Source organism: Limnothrix sp. PR1529, from assembly GCF_002742025.1.
Lineage (GTDB): Bacteria > Cyanobacteriota > Cyanobacteriia > CACIAM-69d > CACIAM-69d > CACIAM-69d.
The window spans coordinates 25,081-50,277 of record NZ_LIRO01000139.1; the positions used below are offsets into that span (position 1 = coordinate 25,081).

Sequence of the window (25,197 nt, forward strand, 5' to 3'; positions counted from 1 at the left end):
CCCCCATGGTTCCAGGTTCAGGCTTGGGGCGATCGGGGCTGGCATTGAGGGCAAACATGGCTCGATCTCCCCGCAATCCGCAACCGCTCGATCGCCGTGCCACAAACGCGGCAGGGTTGCCCCTTGCGGTTATACACCCAAGCTTCCCCGCCGTAGTTACCGTTTACCCCTTCCAGGTTCACAAAATCGCTAAAGGTTGTGCCGCCCGCCGCCAAGCTGGCTTCCAGCACTTGGCGAATTTGCTGATGGAGCTTGCCAACCTGTTCCATGCTCAGGTCTGCGGCCCTTGTTTCTGGCCAAATGCCTGCCAAAAAAAGGGATTCGTCGGCGTAGATATTGCCCAAACCGGCCACTAGGTCTTGATCTAGCAGGGTGGCTTTGATGGTTTTGTGGCGTTTTCGCAGCCGCTCCGCAAAGTAATCGATCGAAAAAGCCGGGTCAAAGGGTTCTGGGCCCAACTTCGCCAAACCGGTGATCACTTGTTCGATCGGGCGATCGGGTGACACCCACCACAAATGCCCAAATGTGCGCTGATCCACAAATCGCAATTCTCGCTCGATCGCGTTGGAGCGCAGTCGCAACCGAATCCGTGTGTGCTGATGTACCGGAGTCGCCGGATCCACCCACAAAAACTGGCCCGTCATTCGCAAATGGGCCCCCAACCAGCCGGCCGGCCGTTGCGCTCGCTGCAACTCGCCCAGCAAATACTTGCCCCGTCGTTTCCAGCTCACCAGGCAACAGCCTTGCAAGCCCGCTAAAAACGCCTCGGGTTCCGGAGCCGCCACCGCTCGATCGAGCAGCACTTCACCCCCCACAATCAGCCAGCCGGGAGTTGCTGTGGCCAACCCCCGCCGGACGGTTTCTACCTCTGGCAGCTCTGGCACAACATCCCCCGGCCTTGCAAAGAACCAACCCACGAATCAGACCAAGGCCAGCGCCCTGGTTTGCGCAACGCTGCCACCATCCCCAACGGGCGATCGCAGCGGTGATTCGCCTATTTTTTCGCAGCAGCCTTCGGTGCTTCCACCACTTCCAGCTCTTCGGGCGCGAAGTTGTTGGTGTTAATGTTCGAGTAATTGACCTTATCAAAACGGACAATTACCGAGTATTTGATGCCGCTTTGGTCGATCGAAGCAACCGTGCCCACATCCCGATACCAGTACGACTCGGGGCGCAGAACCCGCACCTTAGCACCGCGTTGAACCGCCATAGGTTTATCTTCCTTTGGTTTATTTTTCTCTCTTTTGACCCTATCCCCAGGTCTAAGACTCAGGGACTTTGGCCCTAAATTAAACAGCCGAAACTGTTTAATTCATCCATGGGTTGACGCTGCCTTGATCGCCCCCAGAAATCTGGATGAACCCGATCGGCGCGTCGATGTTGAGTCTCGGACTGACTGCCCGTGACGATCGCACCCACATCGGAAGGACAGTCCAGAAGGCCAGTCCTGTTGAGTCCCGTTTAGGGTGAAGTGGCTGCTCTCTAGGCTACTATCGCCCAGCCAACGACTAAAGGGGTGAGGTTTTAAGTTTTATTACTCGCTAAACCGAGGACAGCCAACCAGGGCACTGATTCGGCCGTTGATCAAGCCATGGTCGATCGGGCGATGGTCGATCGGGCTATTGATCTGAGAACTGATCCGAGAACTGACCTGAGATCCCTGAATCGGAATCCGTACCCGTCTAGTTGTTGCCAACGTTGGGCCAAACACAATCTCCCGCCCATTCCCGCTTGAAGCCCAGGCGCGATCGATTGGGAACCGTCAAAATCACAGGGTTTGTTTGCTCATCGACCAGGTTGTAAGCCTGGAGGTGTTGCTGAGTGGTGATGTTGCAGTAATACCGACGGCTACCCACGGTGTAGAGAAACTGCCAAATATTGCGCCAGTTGGTTTCGCGATAGATGCCATCGGGCCAAGGGCAAATCCCTGTATCCGTCCGGCCCCGATCAAACGTGGAGCGATCGCCCACCACTCGCACCACACCATCGCCCCCAAAAGCCGTCAACTGATCGCGATTCATCACGCGGCACATGCGACCATCACCCGCAACCCAACGGATAGTGGAATCGCTCATTCGCCGATAAAAGCCCGGCGGCCAACTTTGCTGGGCGTTGCTCGGTAACGAGTTACCAACCATGACCACCGCAGCGGTGGCCGCCATGCAAGTTGTGGCCAAAACGGCCCGAATCCACGTTGTTCGCGTTAAACCAGCCATGTCCTCACTCCTTTCTGGTTCACTTCTTCCTCGCTCGGATGCGTGGCTCAACCATCGCTGAACCGTCCTAAACCTTGAGCACCCGAGGACTCTCTCCACAGCTTTTAACCATGAAGAGTCGGGAACTGCGGATACCCAAAACCATCAGCAGCCACCAGTCACCCAAACAACAACATCAGGGTTTTAGAAATTTGATAACAGACCGTCAGGCAAATTTGGTTCAGCAAACTTGGTTCAGCAAACTTGATTAAGCAATTTTGGCTGAATAATTCTGGTTGGGCAATTCTGGTTGGGCAATTCTGGCTGAGCAAATCGGGTTAGGGAAATTTAGCTGAGCCAGTTGGGTTCGGCAATTGCTTGAGCGATCTTGCTGAAGCAATCCCTAACGCATGGCGATCGGTTGGGCACTGTCGCCCACATTTTTCGCCACTTCTTGGCCGTATTGCTCAAAAATCACCACCGGATCCAGAGTCTTGCTCAGTTCTACCCGCTTCACCAACACCTGGCCATTGGCAATTCGATCGCCCACATTCACGTAGCGCTCGGAGTTCTCACCGGGAATTTGCACAATGATTTGGAATCGATCGCCCACTTGCACCACACCAGTCACCCGCAAACTGAGGGCATCCGTGGGCGAAGGAGGCGCAGGCGGCTGACTGGGAACCGTCACAGGCGGCACTTGCGGCCGCGCAGCCACCGGAGAGCGGGCAGGTGTGGGACGACGCACCGCCGGCCGCGGCTTGGGCGGATCAACCAGCGTTGGTGGTGGATAGCCTCGAAAATCGCGGCCTTCCACATCGGTTTCCGGCTCTTGCCAAGTGGGGGATGGAATGGCAATCGGTCGGGGAGATTGGGTCACGCTGGGGCCCACAGGGCTGCCATCCGGCAACTTGGCCAGGGGCTGCACTTGCAGCGGAATCGCAAAGGGATCGCGCCGACTGTTCTTGCTATTTTGCTGAATTTCGGTTTGGGTTTGCTTGGCCCTTGCGTCAATGTTGGTGGGCTGAATAAACCGCTGGATGGTGGGTACGGCCGTCTTGGGGCGACCGGCAACCATGGGTGATTTGAAGTCAGCCTTGGGCACGGTGGCAGTGGGCGCATCCGTACCGCTGGCGGGGGACGCAGTTGGGCTGGCCTCGTCAGTGGTTGCAGTGTCTGTGGGGCCACCACAACTGGTGGCTGCCACCAGCAGGGCTACGGCTGCCCCAAACCGTACCAGGCTGGGCATAGGTGAATTCTCCGATGGTTGAGTCCGCGGGATGGTTGAGTCCAAGGGACTGAGCTGCCCAGCATTGTAACCAATGGCTAGGCGATCGTCTCGTTTTCTGAGTCCTGATCTCCGATTGGCCTCGGGTTTGGCAATGCTGCTTCGAAAGCGACCTCAATCGGGTTGAGAACTGGCCTCTGGAGCTTGATGAGATCAACTCCTAGGCGATCAGAACGGGGCTAGGTGATTACCCAAAGGTTCAACCTGAACCGCTGAGTGGTCAAGGGTTAGTCATCAACGCTGAATCGTCAACGCTGAATCGTCAATGGTTAACCATTAACTAATCGTCAACGGGTTCCATCATGTCCTTCAAGGACTCGAGACCCTTGCGCACCCGGCGGGAAACGGTCACAGCACTGATTCCCATTCGATCGGCCACTTCTTTTTGGGTCAAGTCATGGAGGAAAACAAATTCCAGGATCTGGCGAGTGCGCTCTTCTAGCTTGACCAAGGCTTGGTTCAAACGCAGGCGGTCTTCTTCGGCCAGTTGGAAGCTGCGATATTTCCGATCAGGGAGCGTATCCCCCAAGGATGACGGTTCTTCTTCGTCGCTGCGTACCGGCGCATCCAGGCTAAGGGGCGATCGATTTTGACGAGCCAGCTCCACATGCTGCCACTCGCTCAGCTCAATCCCGAGGGCCTCCGCAATTTCCCAATCATTGGGCTGGCGGCCCAGGGATTCCCGCAAGTTACGGGTGATGGTGGCGGATTGTTGCTGGAGTTCCAGCCAGCGGCGAGGAATCCGAATTGAACTACTGCGATCGCGGAGGTAGTGCTGAATTTCGCCCCGAATGTAGGGAAGGGCGAAGGAGCTAAAGGCGTTGCCCTTGCTAGCATCAAACCGCTCGATCGCCCGAATTAGGCCAATGCTGCCAATTTGGAGCAGATCTTCGTAGCTTTCCTGGCATTGGGCAACCCAGTGGGCCGCTTCTTTCTTCACCAGGCCAAAGTTCAGCTCAACCAAGCGATTGCGCAGTTCCGTTGAAGGACAGGCCCGATAGGCGTTCAGCAACTCCAAACTGCGGGCGCGCAGGTCGTTGGGCGCAATACAAGCAGGACGAGCAGCCATGGTTACTAGCAGGGTAGTGCGTTGACTTTAGGGGGTCTGACACCCTGTCTCTTAGTGTATGGCCATTACTACCCGATCGCTGTGATTCATAGCACAGCAAAACCGCATTGTGGTTTTCTAGGTATTCTGCCCGGGATCACCGATCCATTAGACTTCGGCCCCAGTCGCTGATCCCGTTGATGGATTGCATTTCACTGGTCAAGTATCGCAAAACACCCGATCGCAGCCCCAACGCCCCTCGGCCTTCATTCAGAGGCAGATCTGAATCAACCGCTCAACCAAGGGGCAATTCAGCAGTGCGCGTGATGCCAGCCATCCAAGCGATCCCGACAAGCAGTCCAAGGCCACGATGCAATGGCAATGGCTTGACTTCTGCGCTGCTCAAGCCTCCGCTTCCAAAGACTGGAACGCTAAACCCAAACTTTGGAGCCGGGCCACAGCCCGTTGGTGTTCTTGCTCCACGGCGGGTAACCATCGCTGGGCGAGGGCGAGGTCTCCTTGCTTTGCAGCGGTTTCAATTTGCTGGCTGGTTTGATAAACCAACAGGGCCCCCATGGTTCCGCTGGTGGACTTGAGGGAATGGGCCGCATCCTTTAGGTGGGCTGTGTTGCCATTGCTCAGGGCCGATCGCACCTTTTCCAGCAGCATGGGGGAATCGCGCAAATAGAGTTCGATCGCCTCATCCAGCACCTCCACTTCCCGCAGACTGCTCAGGATTTGCTCATCCAAAATGGGTTCCTGATTGGCCGCCCACCCCGGGGGCAAGGGCAACCCGGCCGGCTCCGGGGCTGTTCGGTTAACCGCCAGGTCAACCTCCGACCCAACCCCATTTCGCTCCCCATGGCTGGTATGGGTTAGCGCCTCAGGGGCAACCGGTTCCGAGTCACCACTCACCAGGGCCGTCACCAACTGCGGCAGGGCGATCGCCACGGCTCCCGCACCGTTCTCCGCCACCGCAGGCAACACCGCATCGGACAAGGTTGGCGGTTCCGGCGCAGTTTCGCCGGTTCCCCCTTGGACAAACCCCCGAGAAGGACAGCGCCCCAAAGCCTCCGCCAGCTTCTGAATCCGGATCGGCTTGCTGATGTAATCATCCATCCCTGCTCGAATACAAGCCTCCCGATCGCCCTGCATCGCGTTAGCGGTCATGGCAATGATGTAGGGCCCTTGCTCCGTCACCCACTCCTGTCGGATTCGCTCCGTGGCTTCCAGCCCGTCCATCTCCGGCATCTGCATATCCATCAACACCACGTCATAGGGTTGACGACGCAGGGCCTCCAGCACCTCAATCCCATTACCCGCCACATCAGCCCGATATCCCATGCGCTGCAAAATCTGCAACGCCACCTTTTGGTTCACCGCATGGTCTTCTGCCAGCAAAATCCGCAGCGGGTGGAACTCGGCCATATGGGAATCCACATCGGCCATGACCGATCGAGCGGCCACCGTTTCCGCCGTGCGCCCACCCAACACTGTCACGATCGCGTTGTAAAGCTGAGATTGCTTGATGGGTTTGTTCACCACTGCCGCAAAAACCGGCGAGGCACTGCGCTCCTGGTAGCCCATCGGAGCCATGGCAATCATCCGCAATGGCGTTGTTTTGGGCAGCGCCAAATCCTGCAACCGTTGGGCCAACTGCAAGCCGTCCATCTGCGGCATTTGCAAATCCAGCAGTGCCAAATCAAAGGATTGTCCTTGCATCATCCAGGCGATCGCCTCCTGGGGTGAGGCGGTGCTTTGGGTCACCGTGCCCCAGGCCTCCACCTGCCGCACCAAAATATCCCGATGGGTAGCGTTGTCGTCCACAATTAACACCCGCTTCCCTTGCAGATAGGGCTGGACTTCGTAAAAATCCACCAGGGATGCATAGGGAGCCGCCGCCGCCACGATCGTGAAGTGAAAAACGGAACCTTTGCCCAGTTCGCTTTCCACCCACATGCGCCCGCCCATCATTTCCGAGAGCCGCTTGCTGATGGCTAACCCCAACCCTGTGCCGCCGTATTGGCGAGTGGTGGAGGAGTCCACTTGGCTGAAGGATTTGAATAGGCGGTTCATGCGATCGCTCGGAATACCAATGCCCGTGTCTCGCACCGCAAAGTGAATGTCGTAAAGCGGTGCGTTGTAGTCGTGGGAACGGGTTGGCGGCAGGGTGCTATCGCTTTGCAGCAAGGCATTCGATTCGTCGCTGGTGGTGTGGGGCTTGGCTTCCACCTGAATCACCACTTCCCCCCGGGCCGTGAACTTGACCGCATTGCCCACCAAGTTCACAAAAATTTGGCGCAGGCGCGTGATGTCCCCCACGATTAGGTTGGGAACGGCTGATCCCATCCAGTAGGCCAAGTCCAAGCCCTTGTCGCTGGCTTTGGCGGCTAACAAATCCAGGGACTCTTCAATACAACTGCGCAGATCGAAGGGTTGCGACTCCAAATCCAACTTGCCGGATTCGATTTTAGAAAAGTCCAGGATGTCGTTGATGATGGCCAACAGGGCATCGCCGCTACTGCGAACGGTTTCCACAAAGTCCCGCTGCTGACTGGTCAGTTCCGTATCCAACAGCAATCCGGTCATCCCAATGACGGCGTTCATGGGAGTGCGGATTTCGTGGCTCATGGTGGCCAAAAATTCGCTCTTGGCTCGGGTGGCCTCTAGGGCTTGGTCGCGGGCCCGGGCCAGGTCGTCGGCGGCTTGTTTGCGTTCCAGTTCGCCGCCGATCCATTGCCCCATCAGCTCCAACAGACCAATATCAACGGCTTTGAAGGGCTGGTTACGGGTTTGATTGCTCCAAAAACAGAGGGTGCCGTAGCCCCGACGGCCGACGGTGATGGGTGTGCCGAGGTAGGCTTCGATTTCCAGGGCCGCATCGACGGCGGTGGGGCCGAGCTGAGCCAGGGATTTGGACTCGAAATACAGCGGCTCTTCGCGGGCAACGGCAATTTGAAAGATGGTGTTGCGCAGGGGGAACCGATCGCCCGCTTGCCAGTCCCAGGTGCTGGGCATTTGGGCGCGATCGCCCGTGTGAAAGATGCCCACTACGCGACATTGCAAATCGCCCACGGCGGCCATGCCACCGTTGTAGTCCGCAGGGTCTGGATCCGGGAGGGTGGCAAATCGATCGTCAATTTCCACCAGCAGCCCCAATTCCAAGCCAAATTGCTCGCAACCCATTTGCAGCAACCGTTGCAATCGATCGTCAAAGGTCAGTTGGCGGGCGGCGGCAATTTGATAGAGGCGACGGATGGAACTTTCGCTGTCACGCAGATCTTGCTCCACCTGTTTGCGGGGGGTGATGTCCCGCGAAACGGACAATGTGCCCTGAAATTCGCCGTTGTGGGAGTCGTAGATGGCGCGGCTGGTGGTTTCAAACCAGATGTAGAACCCATCGTGGCGGCGAATTCGATATTGGGTGGTGTAGGTGGCTTTGCGATCGCGGGCGTGCTGGTCTTCTTCAATGAGGCGAGCGCGATCGGCCGGATGGATGAAGTCCCAACGCTGTTGCCCCACCATTTCTTCCGGGTGATAGCCCAACAGGGCCATGCAGGCGGGGGAGGCATAGATATAAACATTGTCAGCCGTTTGCCGGGAGATCAAGTCGGTGGAGTTCTCCGCCATGATCCGGTAGCGCTCTTCGACACTCGATCGCTCCCGTTGGAATCGATCGAGCGCCTCCAGCATCTCATCGATATTGTTGGCCAGGAGACCCAGCTCGTCGCTGCCAGGCATTTCTAAGCGAGTGGCCAGGTTGCCGCTCTGGCCAATGGTGGCCACCGCAGTGCTGAGGCGGGTTAAGCGGGCAAGCACCAATTTCTCGATCGACAGCAGGGCCACGCCCCCAAAGAGCACCCCACAAAACACCGTGGCGGCTCCCAAGTAGCGGATAGCCTGTTGGCTACGGTGATCAATTTCCCGAGGAAGCGTCACCCCCAAAATCAGGGCCGGTTCCCCTTCCAAGTTCCGCAGCAGAATTTCCGCTCGCAACAGATCCAAGGATTCTAGGGCCGTGATGGAGATTGGGCTGCGGGCCAAACCGGGCCGGCTCACCTCCAGGGTCATGGGCTGGCCGAGGGTTCCAGAGTCCGCGGTCTGAAATTGTTCTAGGCTGACCGCCGGCCGCAGGGAAAGCTGTAATTCCACCCCCTCCGCCAGGCGATCGATTTCCGCCTGATCCAACCAGCGGCCCACCACCAGCGCGCCACGAATGGGGCCGGCTCCTTGACTGGTGACGATCGGGCGGGCCGCCACCATCAACACCCCTTCCGGCAGGGACACCAGCCCTGAAATTACGCGATCGGGCTGATCCTGTTGTAAAAGCGTCGTTTGGCCCGGCCCAGCCAAATAGTCCAGCAGGGAGCGATCGGCCGGTTGCAACCGTCCCCGCTTCGCATCAAATCCTTGGCTGTAAAGCACTTGCTTCTGGCGATTCACAATCGCGATCGCATTCAGCCGCAAAGCCGTAAACGTGCGATCGATCAGATTGGACTGGATATAAGCAGGGTTGCGCGTTTCAATGAATTCATAGGTATCGTCCCACTCCGCATATTCCTGAGCCGCCACCGCCAGACTGTCGAAATCCGCCGAGAGGGCATCCATGGCCCGTTGAGCATCTTGGCGCGCATATTGCACCTCCAGGGCCCGAAAGTCCCCAGAGACCAACACCGACAGCGCAATGCAGAGCGTCACGATCGACACCACCGCCGCCATCCCCACAATCGCCAAGGTTTTTCGGCGTAAGTTCACGCGATCACCCTCCTGGCCCCCTGATAGTTCCGCCACATCAGCCCTTGGCCAATGGATTCGGGCCAACATCGCTGACCTGACCTGACCCATGGTTGACCACAGGGTTGATCGATCCACTGCCCCCGATCGGCTGGAGACCCCTGGGTCTCGGCCGGTGGTTTCGGTCGAACCTGACTTGGAAGCTGCCATGGCGACTGCACAACGATTTGCAACAGCAACGGCAAATGCACCTGAATAAATTCGCGATCGATCAATTGGAGACTTAATTGGCGACCAATCAATTCGCGACAATGGTTCGGAGCGCACTCCCACGCCCAACTTAACCCTAGTGTGATCCCGTAGGGTTCTAACTCAAGCATAGGAGGGGTGAAACCCCTAGCTTCAAATTGCCCTAGTCGCGAGCAATTACTAACCATTCACTCGTCCAACAAGAATTACTCAGGCAGGTGTTTGCGTTGCTACTCCTCAATTGCCACAGCAGCGAGGCAATGGTCGGGATAATGCCTCAATCGATTCGCACAGAGCCGCATAGAGAGCCGCGTAGATTGTTGCAGCCTTGCATCAACTTGCGCCTTTACCCCCAACATCAGACAAGCAACCCCAAGGTTGAACCCAGCCGTAGACTCTTGCGGGATTGTGGACTCTGCGGTCCCCAACAGCAATGATCGCTCTATTCGACCCCGATTTTGCCGAATTCTCCGAACCGATTTGCCTCCCAAACGGTTTTGTTGCATCACTTTCGACCAGCCCCCATCCCATTGAAGTTGAATAGGCTCCCCGTTGTTCCCGGTGCGGACTCCCCCGATCAACCGCTATGGGGGGTGAGACCCATCATTGAGATCTAAAAATCGATTCTAACGGTTCCCAGAGCAAGACTCCGTAGAATTTCGAGTTAGATCTCAATTCCCCTCCTCGAACTTCGTGAACAAGCAAGGCCCATTCATTTAGTCGAAATTTAGCGCGCTGGATAGGGAAGCTTGGGCCCGTTTTGGGGGGCTATTTGGAGGCAGGGCTAGGAGCGGCTGACCGTTGGTGGCTGCAATATTGCTGACCAAGGGCTGACAAGAAATTGACAACCGTTGCAATCCCCTTGAGCCAATTTTACGGCGATCGCCTGGCTAGCCAGGGAGATTCCGATCACAATTGCCCCCACTCCTTTGGCGGATGTTCCCGATCGCCCCGGCACAGCTTGCGGCCCCTGGGTCTCCCTCAAGGGTTCATCAACGGCTGCAGCGTTGCCGCGATCCAGGAAAATAAACCGTCTATAGTGTCTTTAAGTCCCTGCTGTAGCCTATGACCGCCTCTCAGTCCCGTCGCGATCGCCTGGAGTATTTCGATCGGCTGATTTCCCAGGTCATTTTGAACCGCCAACACCCCATCAGCGGCCTGATGCCTGCCAGCACCGCCGTTAATATCCATGGGGACTACACCGATGCTTGGGTACGCGATAACGTTTACAGCATCTTGGCGGCCTGGGGGCTGGCGCTGGCCTATCGCAAGGCGGGACTCGAAGCGGGGCGCGGCTACGAAATTCAGCAGAGCGTGGTGAAGCTGATGCGGGGGCTGTTGTCATCGATGATGCGGCAAGCCCACAAGGTGGAGCGCTTTAAGCACACCCAAGATCCATTGGATGCGCTCCATGCCAAGTACGACACGAGCACAGGCAACACGGTGGTGGCCGATGACGGCTGGGGCCATCTACAGATTGATGCCACCTCAGTGTTTTTGTTGATCTTGGCGCAAATGACGGCCTCGGGCTTGGAGGTGATTTACACCACCGACGAGGTGAATTTTGTCCAAAATCTGGTCTATTACATTGGGCGCGCCTACCGCACGGCCGATTACGGCATTTGGGAACGGGGCAACAAGATTAATCACGGCAACCCGGAGCTGAACGCCAGCTCGATCGGGATGGCAAAGGCGGCGTTGGAAGCGCTGAATGGCTTTGATCTGTTTGGGGCAAGGGGATCGCAATCATCCGTGCTGCATGTGCTGGAGGATGAAATTGCCCGATCGCGGGCCACGCTGGAATCCCTGTTGCCGCGCGAGTCGGCCTCTAAGGAGGTGGATGGGGCCCTGTTGAGCATCATCGGTTTCCCGGCGTTCGCGGTGGATGATGCGAACTTGGTCGATCGCACGCGGCGGCAAATTGTCGAAAAACTGGAGGGGCACTACGGCTGCAAGCGGTTCCTGCGGGATGGTCACCAAACCGTCCTTGAAGACACCAGTCGCCTGCATTACGAACCCTACGAACTCAAGCGTTTTGAGCATATTGAGTGTGAGTGGCCGCTGTTTTGGACCTATTTGCTGCTGGATGCCCTGTTTCGGGGCGATCGGGACAGGGCCTTGGACTACCACCACCGATTGCAAGGGGTAGCCGTAGAACGGGAGGGATTCGCCTTGTTGCCGGAGGTCTATTACGTGCCAGAGGAGGCGATCGCCGCCGAACAGGCCAACCCCGGTTCCCAAACCCGCTTACCCAACGACAACGTACCCCTGGTTTGGGCCCAATCCCTGTGGCTGCTGGGTCAGTTGGTGTTGGAAGAGCTGATCGATGTGGCGGATTTGGATCCCCTTGGCCGGCGATCGCGCCCGGGAGCCGTGCGGGAACCGTTGGTGCAAATGGTGTTGCTATCGGAAGATGCGGCCTTGCAACATCAACTGGCAATTTACGGAATTGAAACCCAAACGCCGGATCAGGTGGCCCCGATCGAGGTGCGGCCCGCGCGGGATCTTTCGGCGGCCTATGCCCAAATCGGCCGCAACGAAGCCCTGGGCCTCACGGGGCGGCCCCTGCGGCGGCTGCGCACCCTCACCACGTCGCGAATTTTCTCGATTTGCGGCAAAACCATGGTCTTTCTGCCCTCCTTCCTGGATCAAGAGCAGTTCTATTCGGGCGCAGATCCGGAGTTTTTGACCTCCCAGATTCGCAGCGAACTGGCTTACATTGCCCGCCAGTGGCGACAGTTGGGGCGACCGACCATGACCCTGTTGCTGACTCGGGAAATGTTGGGATCCACAGAGGCCGACCTCGACACCCGATCGCCCCTGCTCTCCCTGATTGCGGACTTCAAAGCTGGCAAATGCAACAATGTGCCGATTCGCCTGGGACGGCTGCAATCCTTTGTGCTCACCGCCGGGAGCGAGCGGATTGACTTTCTCCACGGCTACGAATTCGAGCAATCCGTGGCCAATGGCGCACCCTTGCCCCTGTCCCAATACCTGGCTTTTTCGGCAGCGGACACCAAACCCCTCAGCAGTCGCCAGGAATTTCAACTGGAGTCGGAAACCAATCCCAAGAGCTTGCTCACCCGGTTGCGGGCCACGGTGAACCTGTATGAGCAAATTGAGCTAATTCAAGACCTGTGGCGATTGGTGGGCCCGGATTTTGAGACGGGCTTTGCCGGGGACGATCGCGCCGTGCCGCTCAATCTGCTGGTGGAGGAAATCTATAACCGGGCCCTTCAGGGCTACAGCGTCGTGGAATCTGACGGGATTGCTCGCCGTCGGCCCTATTGGGCAATTGTGCGGCGGGCGGCGGGCCTGCTGAACAAGGCGGACATTAACCTTTCGGATGCGGTGACGGATTTGCTGGTGCGGCAAAAGTTCATCGCCGTGGGCCGCGCCTACAGCGAGGGATCCTTGATCGATCGCCCCATGCCCCACGACGAGATCATGGCCAAAATTGATGAATTTTGTGGGGAAGACATCCGCGATCGGGTCTTGAGCCAGGAAATTTTGGTGGCCTTGGGCGTGCTCATTAAGTCCAATCCAGCCCTGTTCAAAGGCTTTTTGACCCTCCGTACCAGCTATTTTCTGCTGCTGTTGGTGAGTGAATTGGGTCGCGAAATGCTCGTCACGCCCGATGAGGCCTACGAGCAACTGATGGAACTCAGTCCCTACGAGGTGCAATTGCGCTTGCGCCACGTGCTGGAAGGCTATCAGGGCGCAACCTTGGCCTTGCAACAGCAGGAATCGTTGCACCTGCGGGCCACGGGCCGGGCGATCGAATGGACGATTGTGCCGCAGCGGGAAGAGGGTTTGCCCCCCGCTGGGAGTTGGGCCCGCCAGCGGGAATTGGACGGCGCATTGAACCGCGTGCCTAAGGATTTCTATCCCCAGGTTTGGAACCTGTTGGGCCACTGCAAGGGCCTGGTGATTGGGGACAAGCTGGAACGTCGCAACCGGCTCGACAGTGCCTTGGTGTTGGCGGAAATGACCCCCGGCGAAAAGAACTTCGCCCTGCAAGTGGAACACCTGCTGAACAAGATTGGTGCGCCGCTTTACCGACAGGTTTGTATGGAGGCGTTGGCGGAGTTGGCAGCCCTGACCGATCGCAACCCCGAGCTGCAAATTGATGATTACCTGGTGTTGGATGTGTTGGTGGGCCACGCGGTGCGGTTGGCCTGGCTCGATCGTCATCCCCAGGATGAACCCATTTACAACGAGCGTAAGGGTCAGGCCTGGCAACAGTTCTATGAAACATCGCCCTACAATTGCGCCACCTTTATGGTGAAGGCCTTCCAGTTCCTGATCGAAATGGCGGAACAGTCGGCCCGCGATCGTGCTGAACAGGCGATTGATGAGTCCCTGGAGCCGGTGGGGTAGTGGGTTAGCCATTCTTGCCCGTCCGCTTCAACCGCCCATCCTGAGGGCGATCGCCCAACCCGATCGCCCCGGATGAAATCGGCCCTTACCACCCTCGCACCCATGCTGCTCCATCACTGGAAACTTCTGCGGTTGTTTGTCACCACCGCGATCGCGGCCGAAATGGAATATCGCGGCAACTTTCTCTTAGCCAGCATTTCCTCCATTGGCGGGGGAGTTGCCAGCGGCTTTGGGCTTTTTTTGTTTTATCGAACGGGCTACACCTTCCAAAACTGGAACTGGCATGAAGCACTTTTGGTGTTGGGTCTCTTTCTATTTTTACAAGGCTTCTCCAACACCTTTTTAGCTCCCAACCTCAACAGCATCGTGCGCCAGGTGGAGCTAGGAACCCTGGATTTTGTGTTGCTGAAACCCATTAGCAGCCAATTTTGGCTATCCACCCGCGCCGTTTCCCTTTGGGGCTTTCCTGACATTGCCCTCGGTTTGGGGTTGATTTTCTATGCGGGGATCAATCTACAACTTCCCTGGTGGCAATATGGCTGGGCAATGTTGCCCCTCAGCTTTGGATTGCTAATTTTATATAGTCTCTGGTTTGTGTTAGGAGCCACCAGCATTTGGTTTACCAAAATCTATAACATCACGGAAGTATTGCGGGGGCTGTTGGAAGCTGGGCGCTATCCCCTCACGGCCTATCCGGCGGCATTTCGCTTCTTCTTTACCTTCATTGTGCCGGTGTTGTTTATGACCACTGTGCCGGCGGAAATTGCCTTGGGCCGCGATGCTTGGTTTTTGGTAGGAGTTTCAGGGTTGCTGGCGATCGGGCTGTTGTATTTGTCCAATCAATTTTGGCGGTTTGCCCTCCGGTTCTACACCAGCGCCTCTAGTTAAATTGCCGGTTAACCACGCGCAGCTCCGACCAGAAGCACTGGCCGGAGCTTTGGATGATAAATGGGTTTAAGGATGGGGGCAGAGGGGCTCGAACCCTCACGACCGTTTAGGGTCAACGGATTTTCATCTTCCTGTGGCTTTCGCCCCTGCACAATTCGGCTTGTGAGTCAGCAAAACTGCTCGATCGACCGTTTGGCGTTGAAGATTGGACTCTCCCTTTACCCTCGGCTGGTTACGTTAGGGTAGCTCCCGTCGAGTCTCTGCACCTTCCGAAGAAAAAGCCCGCGAGCTTCTTGTGCCTTCGGCTTGGCTCAGGATTGCCGTAGCGATCAGGATAATCTGCGAACAACGTCCCAGAATTGGTTCCGTGCCTTAGGTTTCCCTGAGTTTGAGAGCTGCCACTCGATCGATTTCTCAACCGAGGCTCAATTGTCTTAAGTCCGTAGCGTCTACCATTCCGCCATGCCCCCTTAGTGGAGCCAATTGATTAATTAGACCGATCAATTAGACCGAATCAATTAAGCTGACTCGCCCCTAAGGACAACTCAAGTTAACGGGTAACGTTGAGCCGTCCCATCATACCTCGCAAAGGGGGAAGAGAGGCAAGAGTTGAGCAACTCCTCAGTCTTGACGGGATCTCTTGGCTAGATCTTTGAAAAGTCGCAATGACTGCTCTGTGCGCCCCCGCAATCCCACAGACAAGGGGCTTAAGCCCCTTGTCCCCACTCTTGAATGGCGATCGACTAATGGTTGCAATTGTATTTTTTGAGGGGCCGATCGCCCTTGGAAGGGGAAGGGGAACGATAAAATGTGGTCTGGTTGTGGTCTGGTTACGGACAAAGGCGCAGCGCTGAGGATCGCAACCGGAAATTAGGGGCCGATCGCTGGCTGCTAATCGGTTGCAAGGGGCTGCGGTTGTCCGTACGGGCTGTCAGGATGACGTTCAGGCGAGGGTCTGGTTTATGGCTTTGACGGATTTGCCGATCGCGCTGATTCTGTATGCGGCGCTGGCGGGGGCTTACCTGGTGGTGTTGCCGCTGGGCCTCTACGTTTATCTCCAAAAACGGTGGTATGTGGCTAGCTCGATCGAGCGGCTCTTGGCCTACTTTGCGGTGTTTTTGTTCTTCCCCGGGCTGCTGTTGTTGTCTCCGTTTTTGAATCTGCGTCCCCAACGTCGGGCCATTTAATGTCTGGCCATTTATTTAACGTCTGGCCACTTAATGCCTAGGATGCCTCGATTGTCCCGCTTGGGCGATCGAGCCAGGGTGATGGGTTGGATGATGGTGAGCAATCGTGAGCAATTGACAGGGGCGATCGAGCAAACATGCGGCGAATTGACGCGATTCTGATTGGGTTAGGTGTCTTTTTGGGTGGGGGGCTGGTCTATGGTCTCCTGCAACTGGTGGGCATTGATGCCACCAATGCGGGCATCTGGACTCAGGCCGCGTTGGTAGTAGGATTGATGGGCTGGTTGCTGACCTATCTGGTGCGGGCCCTGACCCAAAAGATGACCTACTCCCAGCAGTTGCAAGACTACAAAGACGCGGTTTTGCAGAAGCAGTTGGAAGCACTGTCACCAGAGGAGTTGGCCGCCTTGGAAGCTCGCTTGGAAGCGGAAGCGGCGGAAACGGATCGATCGAACCCGACCCATCCGTCACCCTAATCCGCATTCTTCGCCACCAACGCGCCGCCCGTTCCCCCCAATTCAAAGCCAGCATCCTCAGCCCCCAACAAGGGTTCACCCTGAATCCAGCCTGTGGGCGAAGTTGCTGGCCGTTTTTGATGTCCTGACCACCGAGTTGATCGATCGCCTGCCACCATGACCGTCTCTGTTTCTGAACGTTTTGCCACCCTGCGCCAAGCAGAACGCTGTGCCCTGATCCCTTTCATCACCGCCGGGGATCCGAATTTGGCAACAACGGAGGAGGCCCTGCGGCGACTCGATCGGGCAGGAGCCGACCTGATTGAACTGGGCGTGCCCTACTCCGACCCCCTAGCGGACGGCCCCACCATCCAAGCGGCCGCCACTCGGGCCTTGGCAAACGGCACTCGCCTTGATGATGTGTTGGCACTGGTGCAGCGGGTGTCGCCGGAACTGTCCGCCCCGATCGTCCTGTTCACCTACTACAACCCAATTCTGAATCGAGGAATTGAGCAATTCATTCAAGATGTGAAAGCGGCCGGGGCGGCGGGCCTGGTCGTGCCAGACTTGCCCCTCGAAGAAGCAGACGGCCTGCTGAAGCCAGCGGCAGCAGCGGGCTTGGAAGTCACTTTGTTGGTGGCTCCGACGAGTTCCAAGGATCGGATTGAAGCCATTGCCCAGCAGTCCCAAGGGTTTATTTATCTGGTCAGTGTGACCGGGGTAACGGGGATGCGCAGCGAAATGCACGGGCGCGTGTCCGAAATTTTGGCCGCCATGCGCCAGGTTACCGATAAGCCGATCGGGGTGGGCTTTGGCATTTCCTCGCCGGAGCAAGCGGTGCAGGTGCGTACTTGGGGGGCTGATGCGGCGATCGTGGGCAGTGCCTTTGTGAAGCGATTGGCCGACGGCACGCCGGAAGCGGGTCTAGCCGCCGTTGAAGCATTCTGCCGGGATTTGCGAGCCGCCCTTGATCAGTAAAGATCAACGAACTAAAGATCAACGAGCTAGATCAACAACGGACTGGATCAACAAACTAAAGCTCAATCAACTGGACTAACTCTGTTGAGGCAAGTTCCATTCCCTCAACAGCAACAGTCCAACTCAAGTAGTCCAAGTGGGGGCGTACGGCCGTACACCCCCACAAAATTGGCCGATGGAACTGGTCAGTGACAATTTTGAGCAATTGTTGTGAACAATTCTTGAGCAATTGCATTGAATTGACCCTACACCCAGTCGGCCATGGATTCCCAACTGTGGCGCAATTGGCTGCTCAATAGTCCATTTTCCGATCGCCGATTGCGGCGGCGGGATTTAGCAGCATTCGAGCGTTTCCGCGATCGCTTATCAACCACAATTTTCCTCAGGTCGATCGCATCGTCCCAAGAATGAAATCGGTCAGGAAAAGTTCGCTGAGTCATGATTCTGACCTCCCAAAATTGACGTTGGGGGAATTGCCAGCCCAGTTGCTGACTTCAGAGATGCAGCCCCGTCGTCGATGGAATGATCCCAGTGCAATCCAGCTTCATCATCGAAGCGAGCTAGGGATGTGGACGCAAATCTCTAGGGTATTGTTCTGCGAATCGGGAACCCAATCCGGTTAACTTCGCCAGAAGCCCCCGGTTCGATCGTACCGCTTTTTCTCAGGGGCGGCGACTCACGGATCCTGATTCCTCAGGAATGAAGTTTCCAGAGTTGTCCAAGGAATCCCAGCCCAAATTACTTACTGGGCTAAGTGATCACGCACCAACTGGCGCAATGCTTGTTCAGCAGCAATTTCATCTTGCTGAGCCTCTGCCAAAAATTGATATAAATACGCTTTTTGCACCCAAGGAAAAATGGGGCTGAATTCCGATTCTTGATAATCCCCATTTTCCAAAATAAAAATGCGCCAATCACGGCCGTTATATCGCCACAATTCTGGAACACCCATCGCAGCATAGAGCCGATTTTTATCAATATCCGTGTGGGTGATATCGACTTCAACCACCAGATCCGGCGGAGGATCAGTCGCAAAATCAACTCTTCGACCCGCAACCCGTGCTTGATTTTGAATGTAGTAAGCACAATCAGGTTCTGAGCTGCGATCAAGCTCTTCACGCTCAATCCGAGTAGATCCCATTGTCTTAATTTTCAGACCCATCTCAAAGATCATGATGATGATAAAGCGCTCAATGAGACGAATCGAAAATTCATGATCTTCCAAGGGCATAGTGATTTCTAAAACTCCATGATCATAGGTCAAGCGAGCAGAACGACGGAACGGCAGGGCATGGAGAACCTGTTGGTAAGTTTGCCAAGTTAGGCCACGCAGCGTCACACGTTTTTCGCCGATGAGTTGGGTGGGAGCCAGCGGGGCGATCGCAATCATTGCTCACAACTCCTGAAACGGTTGATTAGTTCTATTATCGCCAATGGGGCCAAGCAGTGGGCGAGCTGCCCGATCGCCCGGTGCGCAAAGGGGCTGCTATGCTGAGGGCGAGCATTCTGCAATCGCCCCATGACCGACTCCGCAAAGACCTTGCTTTTGGTAGATGGCCATTCCTTGGCTTTCCGAGCATTCTATGCCTTCGTGAATGGACGAGATGGTGGACTACGTACTTCCACAGGCATTCCCACCAGCATTTGCTACGGATTTATTAAGGCCCTATTAGACACGATCGCCCTTGAAAAACCCCAAGCGATCGCCCTGGCTTTTGATACTCGTCAGCCCACCTTTCGCCACGAAGCCGATGCGACCTACAAGGATGGGCGACCGGAAACTCCCGTGGAGTTTATTGAAGATATTCAGCATCTCGAAACCCTGTTGGTGGCGCTGAATTTAACCATTGTTAAAACGCCAGGTTTTGAAGCAGATGACGCGATCGGGACAATGACCCAACAGGCCATCACGGCGGGCTATCGGGTCAAAATTTTGAGCGGCGATCGGGACTTATTTCAACTCATTAATGACCAGCAAGGCATCAGCGTTTTGCACTTGGGTGGGCGTGATGTAAAGTCTTCCCGCTACAGCGAATATCGTGCAGCCCAAGTGGTGGAAAAATGGGGCGTTCGTCCGGATCAGGTGGTGGACTTCAAAGCCCTTTGCGGGGATAAATCCGATAATATTCCGGGGGTGAAAGGCATTGGCGAAAAAACCGCCGCCCAGCTTCTGCAAGAGCATGAGTCCTTGGATGGAATTTATCAGGCACTAGACTCTCTGAAAAAATCCGTCAGGAGCAAATTGGAAGCCGATCGAGACGCTGCTTACCATTCTCAGTTTTTGGCGCAAATTAAATGTGATGTGCCCTTAGATTTGGCCTTGGCCGACTGTGAATTAAGCGGATTCGATCGCGCTGCCCTCACTCCCCTGCTGGAAAAACTAGAACTGAATCAGTTTCTGAAGCAAATTGAACGTTTGGAGGCTCGATTTGGTAATGGTCAGTTAACCTTGGGAGCGGAGCAAGGGACAGGCAATGAAACGAGTTCTGCGGGCCGATCGCCCCAATTAGCGGGCAGTTCCCCAGCTTCGACCTTAGAAGCAGAAGATACTTGGTTTTTCAGTGCCGAAGAGACCGATTTGCTCAAGGAAAATCCGCCACTACCAGCCGAATTCACCCCAGAAATTATTACTACACCCGATCAATTGGAGGCGCTGGTTGCCGCACTGTTGCGCTGCCAAAACCGTGACTATCCCACTGCTTGGGACACAGAAACCACTGACCTAGATCCCCGAAAAGCGGCCTTGGTGGGAATTGGGGTTTGCTATGGCAATGCGGAACAATTCACGGTGGCTTATATTCCCGTGGGACACAGTACGGGAAAACAGCTTGATCGATCGCTGGTGTTGCAAGCGCTGAAACCAATTTTGGAAAGTGAAAACCATCCCAAGGTGCTGCAAAATGCCAAGTTCGATCGGGCAATTTTGCGCAGCCAGGGAATTCAACTGGCCGGGGTAATTTTTGACCCAATGCTTGCCAGTTATGTGCTGAATCCAGAAGCCAGCCATAACCTAACAGATTTGGGATTGCGCTATTTAGGAATCAGCGCCACCAGCTACCAAGATCTGGTGCCGAAGGGACAAACCATTGCAGCGGTGAGCATTGCTGCCGTTGCCAACTATTGCGGCACAGATGTTTATAGTGCATTTCATTTGGTCAATATCTTGCGATCGCAACTGTCTAGCGAGCAGGATTTGTTGCCACTTTTTGAGCAGGTGGAGCTGCCCCTTGAGCCAGTTTTGTCGGCCATGGAAGGGCGAGGCATTCGGATTGACACGGCCTATTTGGCAGAATTTTCTAAGCAATTAGAAACAGATTTATTGGCGATCGAACAGCGGGCCTACGCAGCGGCTGGGGAGACTTTTAATTTAGGTTCACCCAAGCAACTCAGTGAATTGTTGTTTGGCAAATTGGGTCTTGATCCCAAAAAGTCTCGCAAAACCAAAACCGGCTATTCCACGGATGCCGCCACCCTGGAAAAGTTAAAGGATGATCATCCCGTGGTGGAAGCGATCGTGGAGCATCGCACCTTAGCCAAACTGAAGTCTACCTATGTGGATGCGCTGCCGCAGTTGGTTTCGCCCCAAACCGATCGCGTCCATACGGACTTTAATCAAACGGTGACGGCCACGGGTCGCCTCTCTTCATCCAATCCCAACTTGCAAAATATCCCGATTCGGACGGCCTTTAGTCGGCAAATTCGGCGGGCTTTTTTACCCAAAGCGGGCTGGCTGTTGGCCGCAGCAGACTATTCCCAAATTGAGCTACGAATCTTAGCCCATTTAAGTCAGGAACCGGTCTTGATTGAGGCCTATCAAACGGGGCGAGATGTCCATGCTTTGACCGCGCAATTATTGCTCGATCGCCCTGACATTACCCCCGAAGAACGACGGCTGGGAAAAATCATCAACTTTGGGGTGATTTACGGCATGGGGGCGCAACGGTTTGCTCGGGAAGCGGGCGTGTCGCGCATGGAAGCCAAGGAATTTATCGATCGCTTTAACCAACGCTATCCCCAGGTCTTTGAGTATTTGCAACAAATGCAGCGCGAGGCGATCGCCCTGGGCTATGTGCATACGCTCCTGGGCCGACGGCGCTATTTTCAATTCATGAGTCCTTCGTTGAATCAATTGCGCGGCTCCGATCCCCAGGCGATCGACCTCGATCGGTTGCGGGTCAATGGTCAAAATGATGCCCAATTGCTGCGGGCGGCGGCCAACGCTCCCATTCAGGGTTCCAGCGCCGACATCATCAAAATTGCCATGATTCAACTCCATCAACGGTTGCAATCCACCCAGGCAACTTTACTGTTGCAAGTGCATGATGAATTGATCTTTGAAGTGCCTCCGGAAGAGTGGGACTTTGTGCGCCCAATTATTCAGGAAACCATGGAATCAGCGGTCACCTTGAGTGTGCCCCTGGCGGTGGAAGTTCATGCGGGTCAAAACTGGATGGAAGCGAAATAGTCGATCGGGAATGAGTGATGCAATTAGGGGTGAATTTAACCCTACTTAAACCCGTTAATTTTTATCACCCTTAGAAATGTCTTCTTTTTAAGTCAACGACTTTGTTGCAACTAATTGTTAGAGCCAACCCCACTTTCAGTCAATTAAATTCTAGTCAATTAAAGTTGGCATAGACAGTTACAGATTGGCACAGAATTGATGGAGTTCAATTGAGAACCCCCATAGGATTGAGGCGATCGCGCGAATGCACTTGAAATAGCCTGAGAGGATGCCTGAAAAGCCGCAATGGCTACCTTGCTTGTGGGTCTCATCCACCGACAAAGCAAAGCTGATCAAGTCCCTTGATCCCAAGACCGTTAGGGCTTGACCATTGCCCCCAGTCGCTTCAGCCATCCTCTGAGGTTTGTTAATTCCAGTTGATTCCAACCGATCGAGACAGCAAGCTGCGTCTTTTGTCCTCAACCATTGCTGCGATCGCTTGTGTTGAATTTTGCGAGCTATTTTTTTGCCCCCGGTGGCTGGGGAACCCATGCCCGATCGCTCGCGGGAGCACTGCACCCGATCGAGCCGATCGCCCTTTGTGATTGGCAGCTTCCCCAGCCCCTGGCCGACTGGGAACGGGGCGTGCCGGAACTGTTAGCGGCCGGTCTCAGCCCGACGGCCAATGCCCCCACCCTGGTCATTGTGTCCGGGTTGCCGATGCCGCCCTTTCCCGGTTGCTGCCAAATTGGGCTGTTTGTGTGGGAAACCACCCACGTTCATCAAAAATTTCAGCAATTACTCGATCGGTTCGATTACCTTTGGGTTCCGTCCCTTTGGCAGCGCCAAGTGGCGATCGAGTCCGGGCTTGACCCCCAGCGCCTGGCCGTTGTGCCGGAAGGGGTTGACCCCCAAGTCTTTCAGCCCCATCCCCACCGCCCCTCAGCCCTGAATCGCGACTTGCGGCAGCGGCCCTTCCGGTTCCTTTGTGTGGGCAAATGGGAACGGCGCAAGGGGATCGATCTGCTGATCCAAGCCTTTGCCAAGGCCTTTGAACCCCAAGATCCCGTGGAACTGGTGTTGCACGCCCACAACGGCTACATTCCCCGCTTTGACCTCCAGGAATCGATCGACTATGCCGCGCGGCTGCTGGGGGCCGAGACCTATCGCATTTTGCCCAGCCATCCAGCCGGACGATCGGGCCTAGTGCAAGTTCTGCAAAAAGCCGATGCCTTTGTGTTGCCCACCCGGGGCGAGGCTTGGGGATTGCCCATTTTGGAAGCCATGGCCTGTGGACTGCCCTGCATTGTCACGGACTGGAGCGGCCTGCGGGCCTATGCCCACCCGGGCAATGCTTACCTGATTCCGGTCAAAAACCTAATTCCCGTCAATGATCCGCAGTTTTTTGACCCCGCCTTGGACTGGGGCCACTGGGCCGAGCCGGACTTGGATGCTCTGGTGGCCTTGATGCGGCAGGTTTATCACGATCGGGAAGCGGCCCAACAACGCGGGGCGATCGCCCGAGCCGAAGCCGCCAGCCTCTGGACTTGGGAGCGAGCCGCCCACACAGCCCAACAGCAATTGGCCGCCCTGGGATTCCGCCCCGATCGCTTGCCCCCTTCGGTATCCGCTGCCGCTTAGGTGGCACTTTTGTGCGCTGATTCAGCAGAAAAGCCAAAATTTCTCCAAAACAGCGGAATTTTGGTCAAAACTAGAGAGAAATCAGAATCTACCGTTGGTGGCTGAAACTCGCGTTTAGGATCAGCACCATCTTGTCGTGTCTAGGTCTCTAACGCGACTCCTGCGCTACCCACTCGGGGCGGATTTGCCATCAAATCAAGATCGGCTTTCACCAGATTTTCACCCCTGACCGCTATACCTAAACTCGTCGGTTTTCTCACTGGCGACTCTGTTGAGCCATTGTTGAGCCATCGATCATTGGGTGCGCCTTGCCTCTTGTGGGCAAACTAATCGCTAATTTTCTAGTTCAAACCATCGCAGACAAAATTCGCAAGCTCTTTGCCTCCAAAATTGCTCTGTGATCGTCGTAACGATCCGTCGTAACAGTCGTCGATACCAATCGTTGCAACAAGGGTCTGAAGTTCCTGACTGCCTAAGGATTTGCTAACAGCAGCATCAGGATTTCAAGTGCTTTGATGACCAACCCTAAACACCTAAAACACCTAGTCAATATTAATTGTGATTACTATGCAATTTTCTCCTCTTCAAGTGGCGGACTTGTACCCGGTCAGTGACTCGGTGCAGGGTAAAACGATTCCCCTGATCTATCACCAGAATTTGGTAGCCCTGGCAGATGGTCAAAATCATATTTTGGAGCTAATTGCCCAAGGCCAACCCTTAGAAACCGTGCTCACGGAATTAGCTTTACTCATTGAAGCCCACACGTCCTGTCAAACTTTTTGCGCTTTCTTATTACTAGAAGCGGAAACCCAACGATTACGCCATGGGGCAGCACCCAGCCTGCCGCCCGACTATAACCAATGCATTGATGGCATCCCGATCGGGCCTGCGGTGGGATCCTGCGGCACGGCTGCCTATCACAAAGCTTCCGTAATTGTTGAAGATATTGCGATCGATCCGTTGTGGGCTGAATTTCGGGATTTGGCGATCGGCTTTGGCCTGCGGGCTTGTTGGTCCACGCCCATTTTGTCCTGTGAAGGTCAGGTGTTGGGAACCTTTGCCATGTATAACCCCTTTCCCCACCGCCCCCATCCCCACGATCGCAAATTGTTGATTAAGGCAACCTATTTGGCCCGTGTGGCGATCGAACGACACCAAACCGAAAAGGCTCTGCAAGCGGCAAATGAAGATTTGGAACGACAGGTCACCAAACGCACTCAAGATTTGCAATTGGTTGTGACTCGTTTGCAGCGGGAAATGCAGGAACGGGAGCGAGCAGAAGATCAATTGCGCCAACGGACGATCGAACTGGAAGCCACCTTGGATGAGCTGAAAAAAGCCCAGCTCTGGATGGTGCAAAGCGAGAAAATGTCTTCCTTGGGCCAGTTGGTGGCCGGCATGGCCCATGAAATTAATAATCCGGTGAGTTTTATTCATGGCAACCTCAAACATGTGCAAAGTCATGTGGAGTTGCTGTTAGGTTGGACAGAAAAACTCCGAAATTGGGCCCAATCCAGTTCTTGTGCCAAGCATCCTGAATTAGTGCGGATGATTGCTGATTTAGATGAAGAATCGGATTTTGAATTTATTCAGGAAGATTTGCCCAAAATCCTATCTTCCATGAACTTAGGAACCGAGCGGATTCGCCAAATTATTCTGTCCTTGCGCAATTTTTCGCGGATGGATGAGGCCAGAAGTGTTGAATGACAG

18 protein-coding genes are annotated in these 25,197 nt (G+C 55.4%); 8 read left to right on the forward strand and 10 right to left on the reverse strand.

What is annotated here, in order from left to right:
• Positions 1-17 precede the first annotated feature (17 nt).
• The 6 genes from AMR42_RS18960 to AMR42_RS18985 all read right to left on the reverse strand — a co-directional run bounded on the left by AMR42_RS18960 (position 18) and on the right by AMR42_RS18985 (position 9,475).
• The gene (locus AMR42_RS18960) at positions 18-884 is read right to left on the reverse strand and encodes a DNA-formamidopyrimidine glycosylase (RefSeq protein ID WP_099535371.1); all 867 of its coding nucleotides are present in this window, start codon (positions 882-884) and stop codon (positions 18-20) included.
• 110 nt (positions 885-994) lie between these two features.
• Positions 995-1,210, reverse strand: a complete 216-nt coding sequence (locus AMR42_RS18965; protein WP_099535372.1) for a photosystem I reaction center subunit IV — start codon at positions 1,208-1,210, stop codon at positions 995-997.
• A gap of 472 nt (positions 1,211-1,682) precedes the next feature.
• A complete protein-coding gene (locus AMR42_RS18970; protein WP_099535374.1) occupies positions 1,683-2,216 on the reverse strand; it encodes a hypothetical protein in 534 nt (177 codons plus the stop codon).
• A gap of 382 nt (positions 2,217-2,598) precedes the next feature.
• On the reverse strand, positions 2,599-3,444 hold the full coding sequence (locus AMR42_RS18975; protein WP_099535376.1) for a hypothetical protein: 846 nt from the start codon (positions 3,442-3,444) through the stop codon (positions 2,599-2,601).
• A gap of 319 nt (positions 3,445-3,763) precedes the next feature.
• Entirely contained in the window at positions 3,764-4,552 is a 789-nt protein-coding gene (locus AMR42_RS18980; protein WP_099535378.1) for an RNA polymerase sigma factor SigF, read from the reverse strand.
• A gap of 381 nt (positions 4,553-4,933) precedes the next feature.
• A complete protein-coding gene (locus tag AMR42_RS18985) occupies positions 4,934-9,475 on the reverse strand; it encodes a response regulator (protein ID WP_143473191.1) in 4,542 nt (1,513 codons plus the stop codon).
• 1,104 nt (positions 9,476-10,579) lie between these two features.
• Between AMR42_RS18985 and AMR42_RS18995 the strand changes: the two genes are divergently transcribed.
• The 4 genes from AMR42_RS18995 to AMR42_RS19010 all read left to right on the forward strand — a co-directional run bounded on the left by AMR42_RS18995 (position 10,580) and on the right by AMR42_RS19010 (position 16,445).
• Positions 10,580-13,894, forward strand: a complete 3,315-nt coding sequence (locus AMR42_RS18995; RefSeq protein WP_099535385.1) for a glycoside hydrolase family 15 protein — start codon at positions 10,580-10,582, stop codon at positions 13,892-13,894.
• Between the two features lie 105 nt (positions 13,895-13,999).
• Positions 14,000-14,782: an ABC-2 family transporter protein gene (locus AMR42_RS19000; RefSeq protein ID WP_099535411.1), complete on the forward strand. Its 783-nt coding sequence runs from the start codon at positions 14,000-14,002 to the stop codon at positions 14,780-14,782.
• Between the two features lie 962 nt (positions 14,783-15,744).
• Entirely contained in the window at positions 15,745-15,969 is a 225-nt protein-coding gene (gene ndhL / locus AMR42_RS19005) for an NAD(P)H-quinone oxidoreductase subunit L (protein WP_099535387.1), read from the forward strand.
• 137 nt (positions 15,970-16,106) lie between these two features.
• A complete protein-coding gene (locus AMR42_RS19010; protein ID WP_099535389.1) occupies positions 16,107-16,445 on the forward strand; it encodes a DUF3007 family protein in 339 nt (112 codons plus the stop codon).
• Here the strand turns inward: AMR42_RS19010 and AMR42_RS20750 are convergent.
• Positions 16,442-16,603: a hypothetical protein gene (locus AMR42_RS20750; protein ID WP_158234548.1), complete on the reverse strand. Its 162-nt coding sequence runs from the start codon at positions 16,601-16,603 to the stop codon at positions 16,442-16,444. The two genes, AMR42_RS19010 and AMR42_RS20750, sit on opposite strands and share 4 nt — an antisense overlap.
• Between AMR42_RS20750 and trpA the strand changes: the two genes are divergently transcribed.
• The gene (trpA, locus tag AMR42_RS19015) at positions 16,602-17,402 is read left to right on the forward strand and encodes a tryptophan synthase subunit alpha (RefSeq protein WP_099535391.1); all 801 of its coding nucleotides are present in this window, start codon (positions 16,602-16,604) and stop codon (positions 17,400-17,402) included. The genes AMR42_RS20750 and trpA overlap by 2 nt on opposite strands.
• 245 nt (positions 17,403-17,647) lie before the next feature.
• Here trpA and AMR42_RS19025 read toward each other — a convergent pair whose 3' ends face one another.
• Together AMR42_RS19025 and AMR42_RS19030 are read right to left on the reverse strand one after the other, a co-directional pair.
• Positions 17,648-17,842: a hypothetical protein gene (locus AMR42_RS19025; RefSeq protein WP_099535395.1), complete on the reverse strand. Its 195-nt coding sequence runs from the start codon at positions 17,840-17,842 to the stop codon at positions 17,648-17,650.
• A 302-nt stretch (positions 17,843-18,144) separates the two neighbouring features.
• Positions 18,145-18,792, reverse strand: a complete 648-nt coding sequence (locus tag AMR42_RS19030) for a Uma2 family endonuclease (RefSeq protein ID WP_099535397.1) — start codon at positions 18,790-18,792, stop codon at positions 18,145-18,147.
• 129 nt (positions 18,793-18,921) lie between these two features.
• On the opposite strand from AMR42_RS19030, the gene polA reads away from it, so the two are divergent.
• Positions 18,922-21,867 carry a DNA polymerase I gene (polA, locus tag AMR42_RS19035; protein ID WP_099535399.1) on the forward strand — a complete coding sequence of 982 codons (2,946 nt, stop codon included), beginning with the start codon at positions 18,922-18,924 and terminating at the stop codon, positions 21,865-21,867.
• A 177-nt stretch (positions 21,868-22,044) separates the two neighbouring features.
• Here the strand turns inward: polA and AMR42_RS19040 are convergent, their stop codons facing one another.
• A complete protein-coding gene (locus AMR42_RS19040; protein WP_099535401.1) occupies positions 22,045-22,260 on the reverse strand; it encodes a hypothetical protein in 216 nt (71 codons plus the stop codon).
• 72 nt (positions 22,261-22,332) lie between these two features.
• Between AMR42_RS19040 and AMR42_RS19045 the strand changes: the two genes are divergently transcribed.
• Positions 22,333-23,487 (forward strand): glycosyltransferase family 4 protein, encoded by a 1,155-nt coding sequence (locus AMR42_RS19045; protein ID WP_099535403.1) that lies wholly within the window; start codon positions 22,333-22,335, stop codon positions 23,485-23,487.
• Positions 23,488-24,054: 567 nt separating this feature from the next.
• A complete protein-coding gene (locus AMR42_RS21315; RefSeq protein WP_158234549.1) occupies positions 24,055-25,194 on the forward strand; it encodes a GAF domain-containing protein in 1,140 nt (379 codons plus the stop codon).
• The last annotated feature ends 3 nt before the right edge of the window (positions 25,195-25,197 follow it).

Excerpts from the sequence above, each read along its gene's own strand:
- AMR42_RS21315 (WP_158234549.1), top strand. The coding sequence starts at position 24,055 with ATGCAATTTTCTCCTCTTCAAGTGGCGGACTTGTACCCGGTCAGTGAC.
- trpA (WP_099535391.1), top strand. The coding sequence starts at position 16,602 with ATGACCGTCTCTGTTTCTGAACGTTTTGCCACCCTGCGCCAAGCAGAA.
- AMR42_RS18980 (WP_099535378.1), bottom strand. The coding sequence starts at position 4,552 with ATGGCTGCTCGTCCTGCTTGTATTGCGCCCAACGACCTGCGCGCCCGC.
- polA (WP_099535399.1), top strand. The coding sequence starts at position 18,922 with ATGACCGACTCCGCAAAGACCTTGCTTTTGGTAGATGGCCATTCCTTG.
- ndhL (WP_099535387.1), top strand. The coding sequence starts at position 15,745 with ATGGCTTTGACGGATTTGCCGATCGCGCTGATTCTGTATGCGGCGCTG.
- AMR42_RS19025 (WP_099535395.1), bottom strand. The coding sequence starts at position 17,842 with ATGACTCAGCGAACTTTTCCTGACCGATTTCATTCTTGGGACGATGCG.
- AMR42_RS19030 (WP_099535397.1), bottom strand. The coding sequence starts at position 18,792 with ATGATTGCGATCGCCCCGCTGGCTCCCACCCAACTCATCGGCGAAAAA.
- AMR42_RS20750 (WP_158234548.1), bottom strand. The coding sequence starts at position 16,603 with ATGGTGGCAGGCGATCGATCAACTCGGTGGTCAGGACATCAAAAACGG.
- AMR42_RS18995 (WP_099535385.1), top strand. The coding sequence starts at position 10,580 with ATGACCGCCTCTCAGTCCCGTCGCGATCGCCTGGAGTATTTCGATCGG.
- AMR42_RS19010 (WP_099535389.1), top strand. The coding sequence starts at position 16,107 with ATGCGGCGAATTGACGCGATTCTGATTGGGTTAGGTGTCTTTTTGGGT.
- AMR42_RS18985 (WP_143473191.1), bottom strand. The coding sequence starts at position 9,475 with ATGGCAGCTTCCAAGTCAGGTTCGACCGAAACCACCGGCCGAGACCCA.
- AMR42_RS18970 (WP_099535374.1), bottom strand. The coding sequence starts at position 2,216 with ATGGCTGGTTTAACGCGAACAACGTGGATTCGGGCCGTTTTGGCCACA.
- AMR42_RS18975 (WP_099535376.1), bottom strand. The coding sequence starts at position 3,444 with ATGCCCAGCCTGGTACGGTTTGGGGCAGCCGTAGCCCTGCTGGTGGCA.
- AMR42_RS19040 (WP_099535401.1), bottom strand. The coding sequence starts at position 22,260 with ATGGCTGAAGCGACTGGGGGCAATGGTCAAGCCCTAACGGTCTTGGGA.
- AMR42_RS18965 (WP_099535372.1), bottom strand. The coding sequence starts at position 1,210 with ATGGCGGTTCAACGCGGTGCTAAGGTGCGGGTTCTGCGCCCCGAGTCG.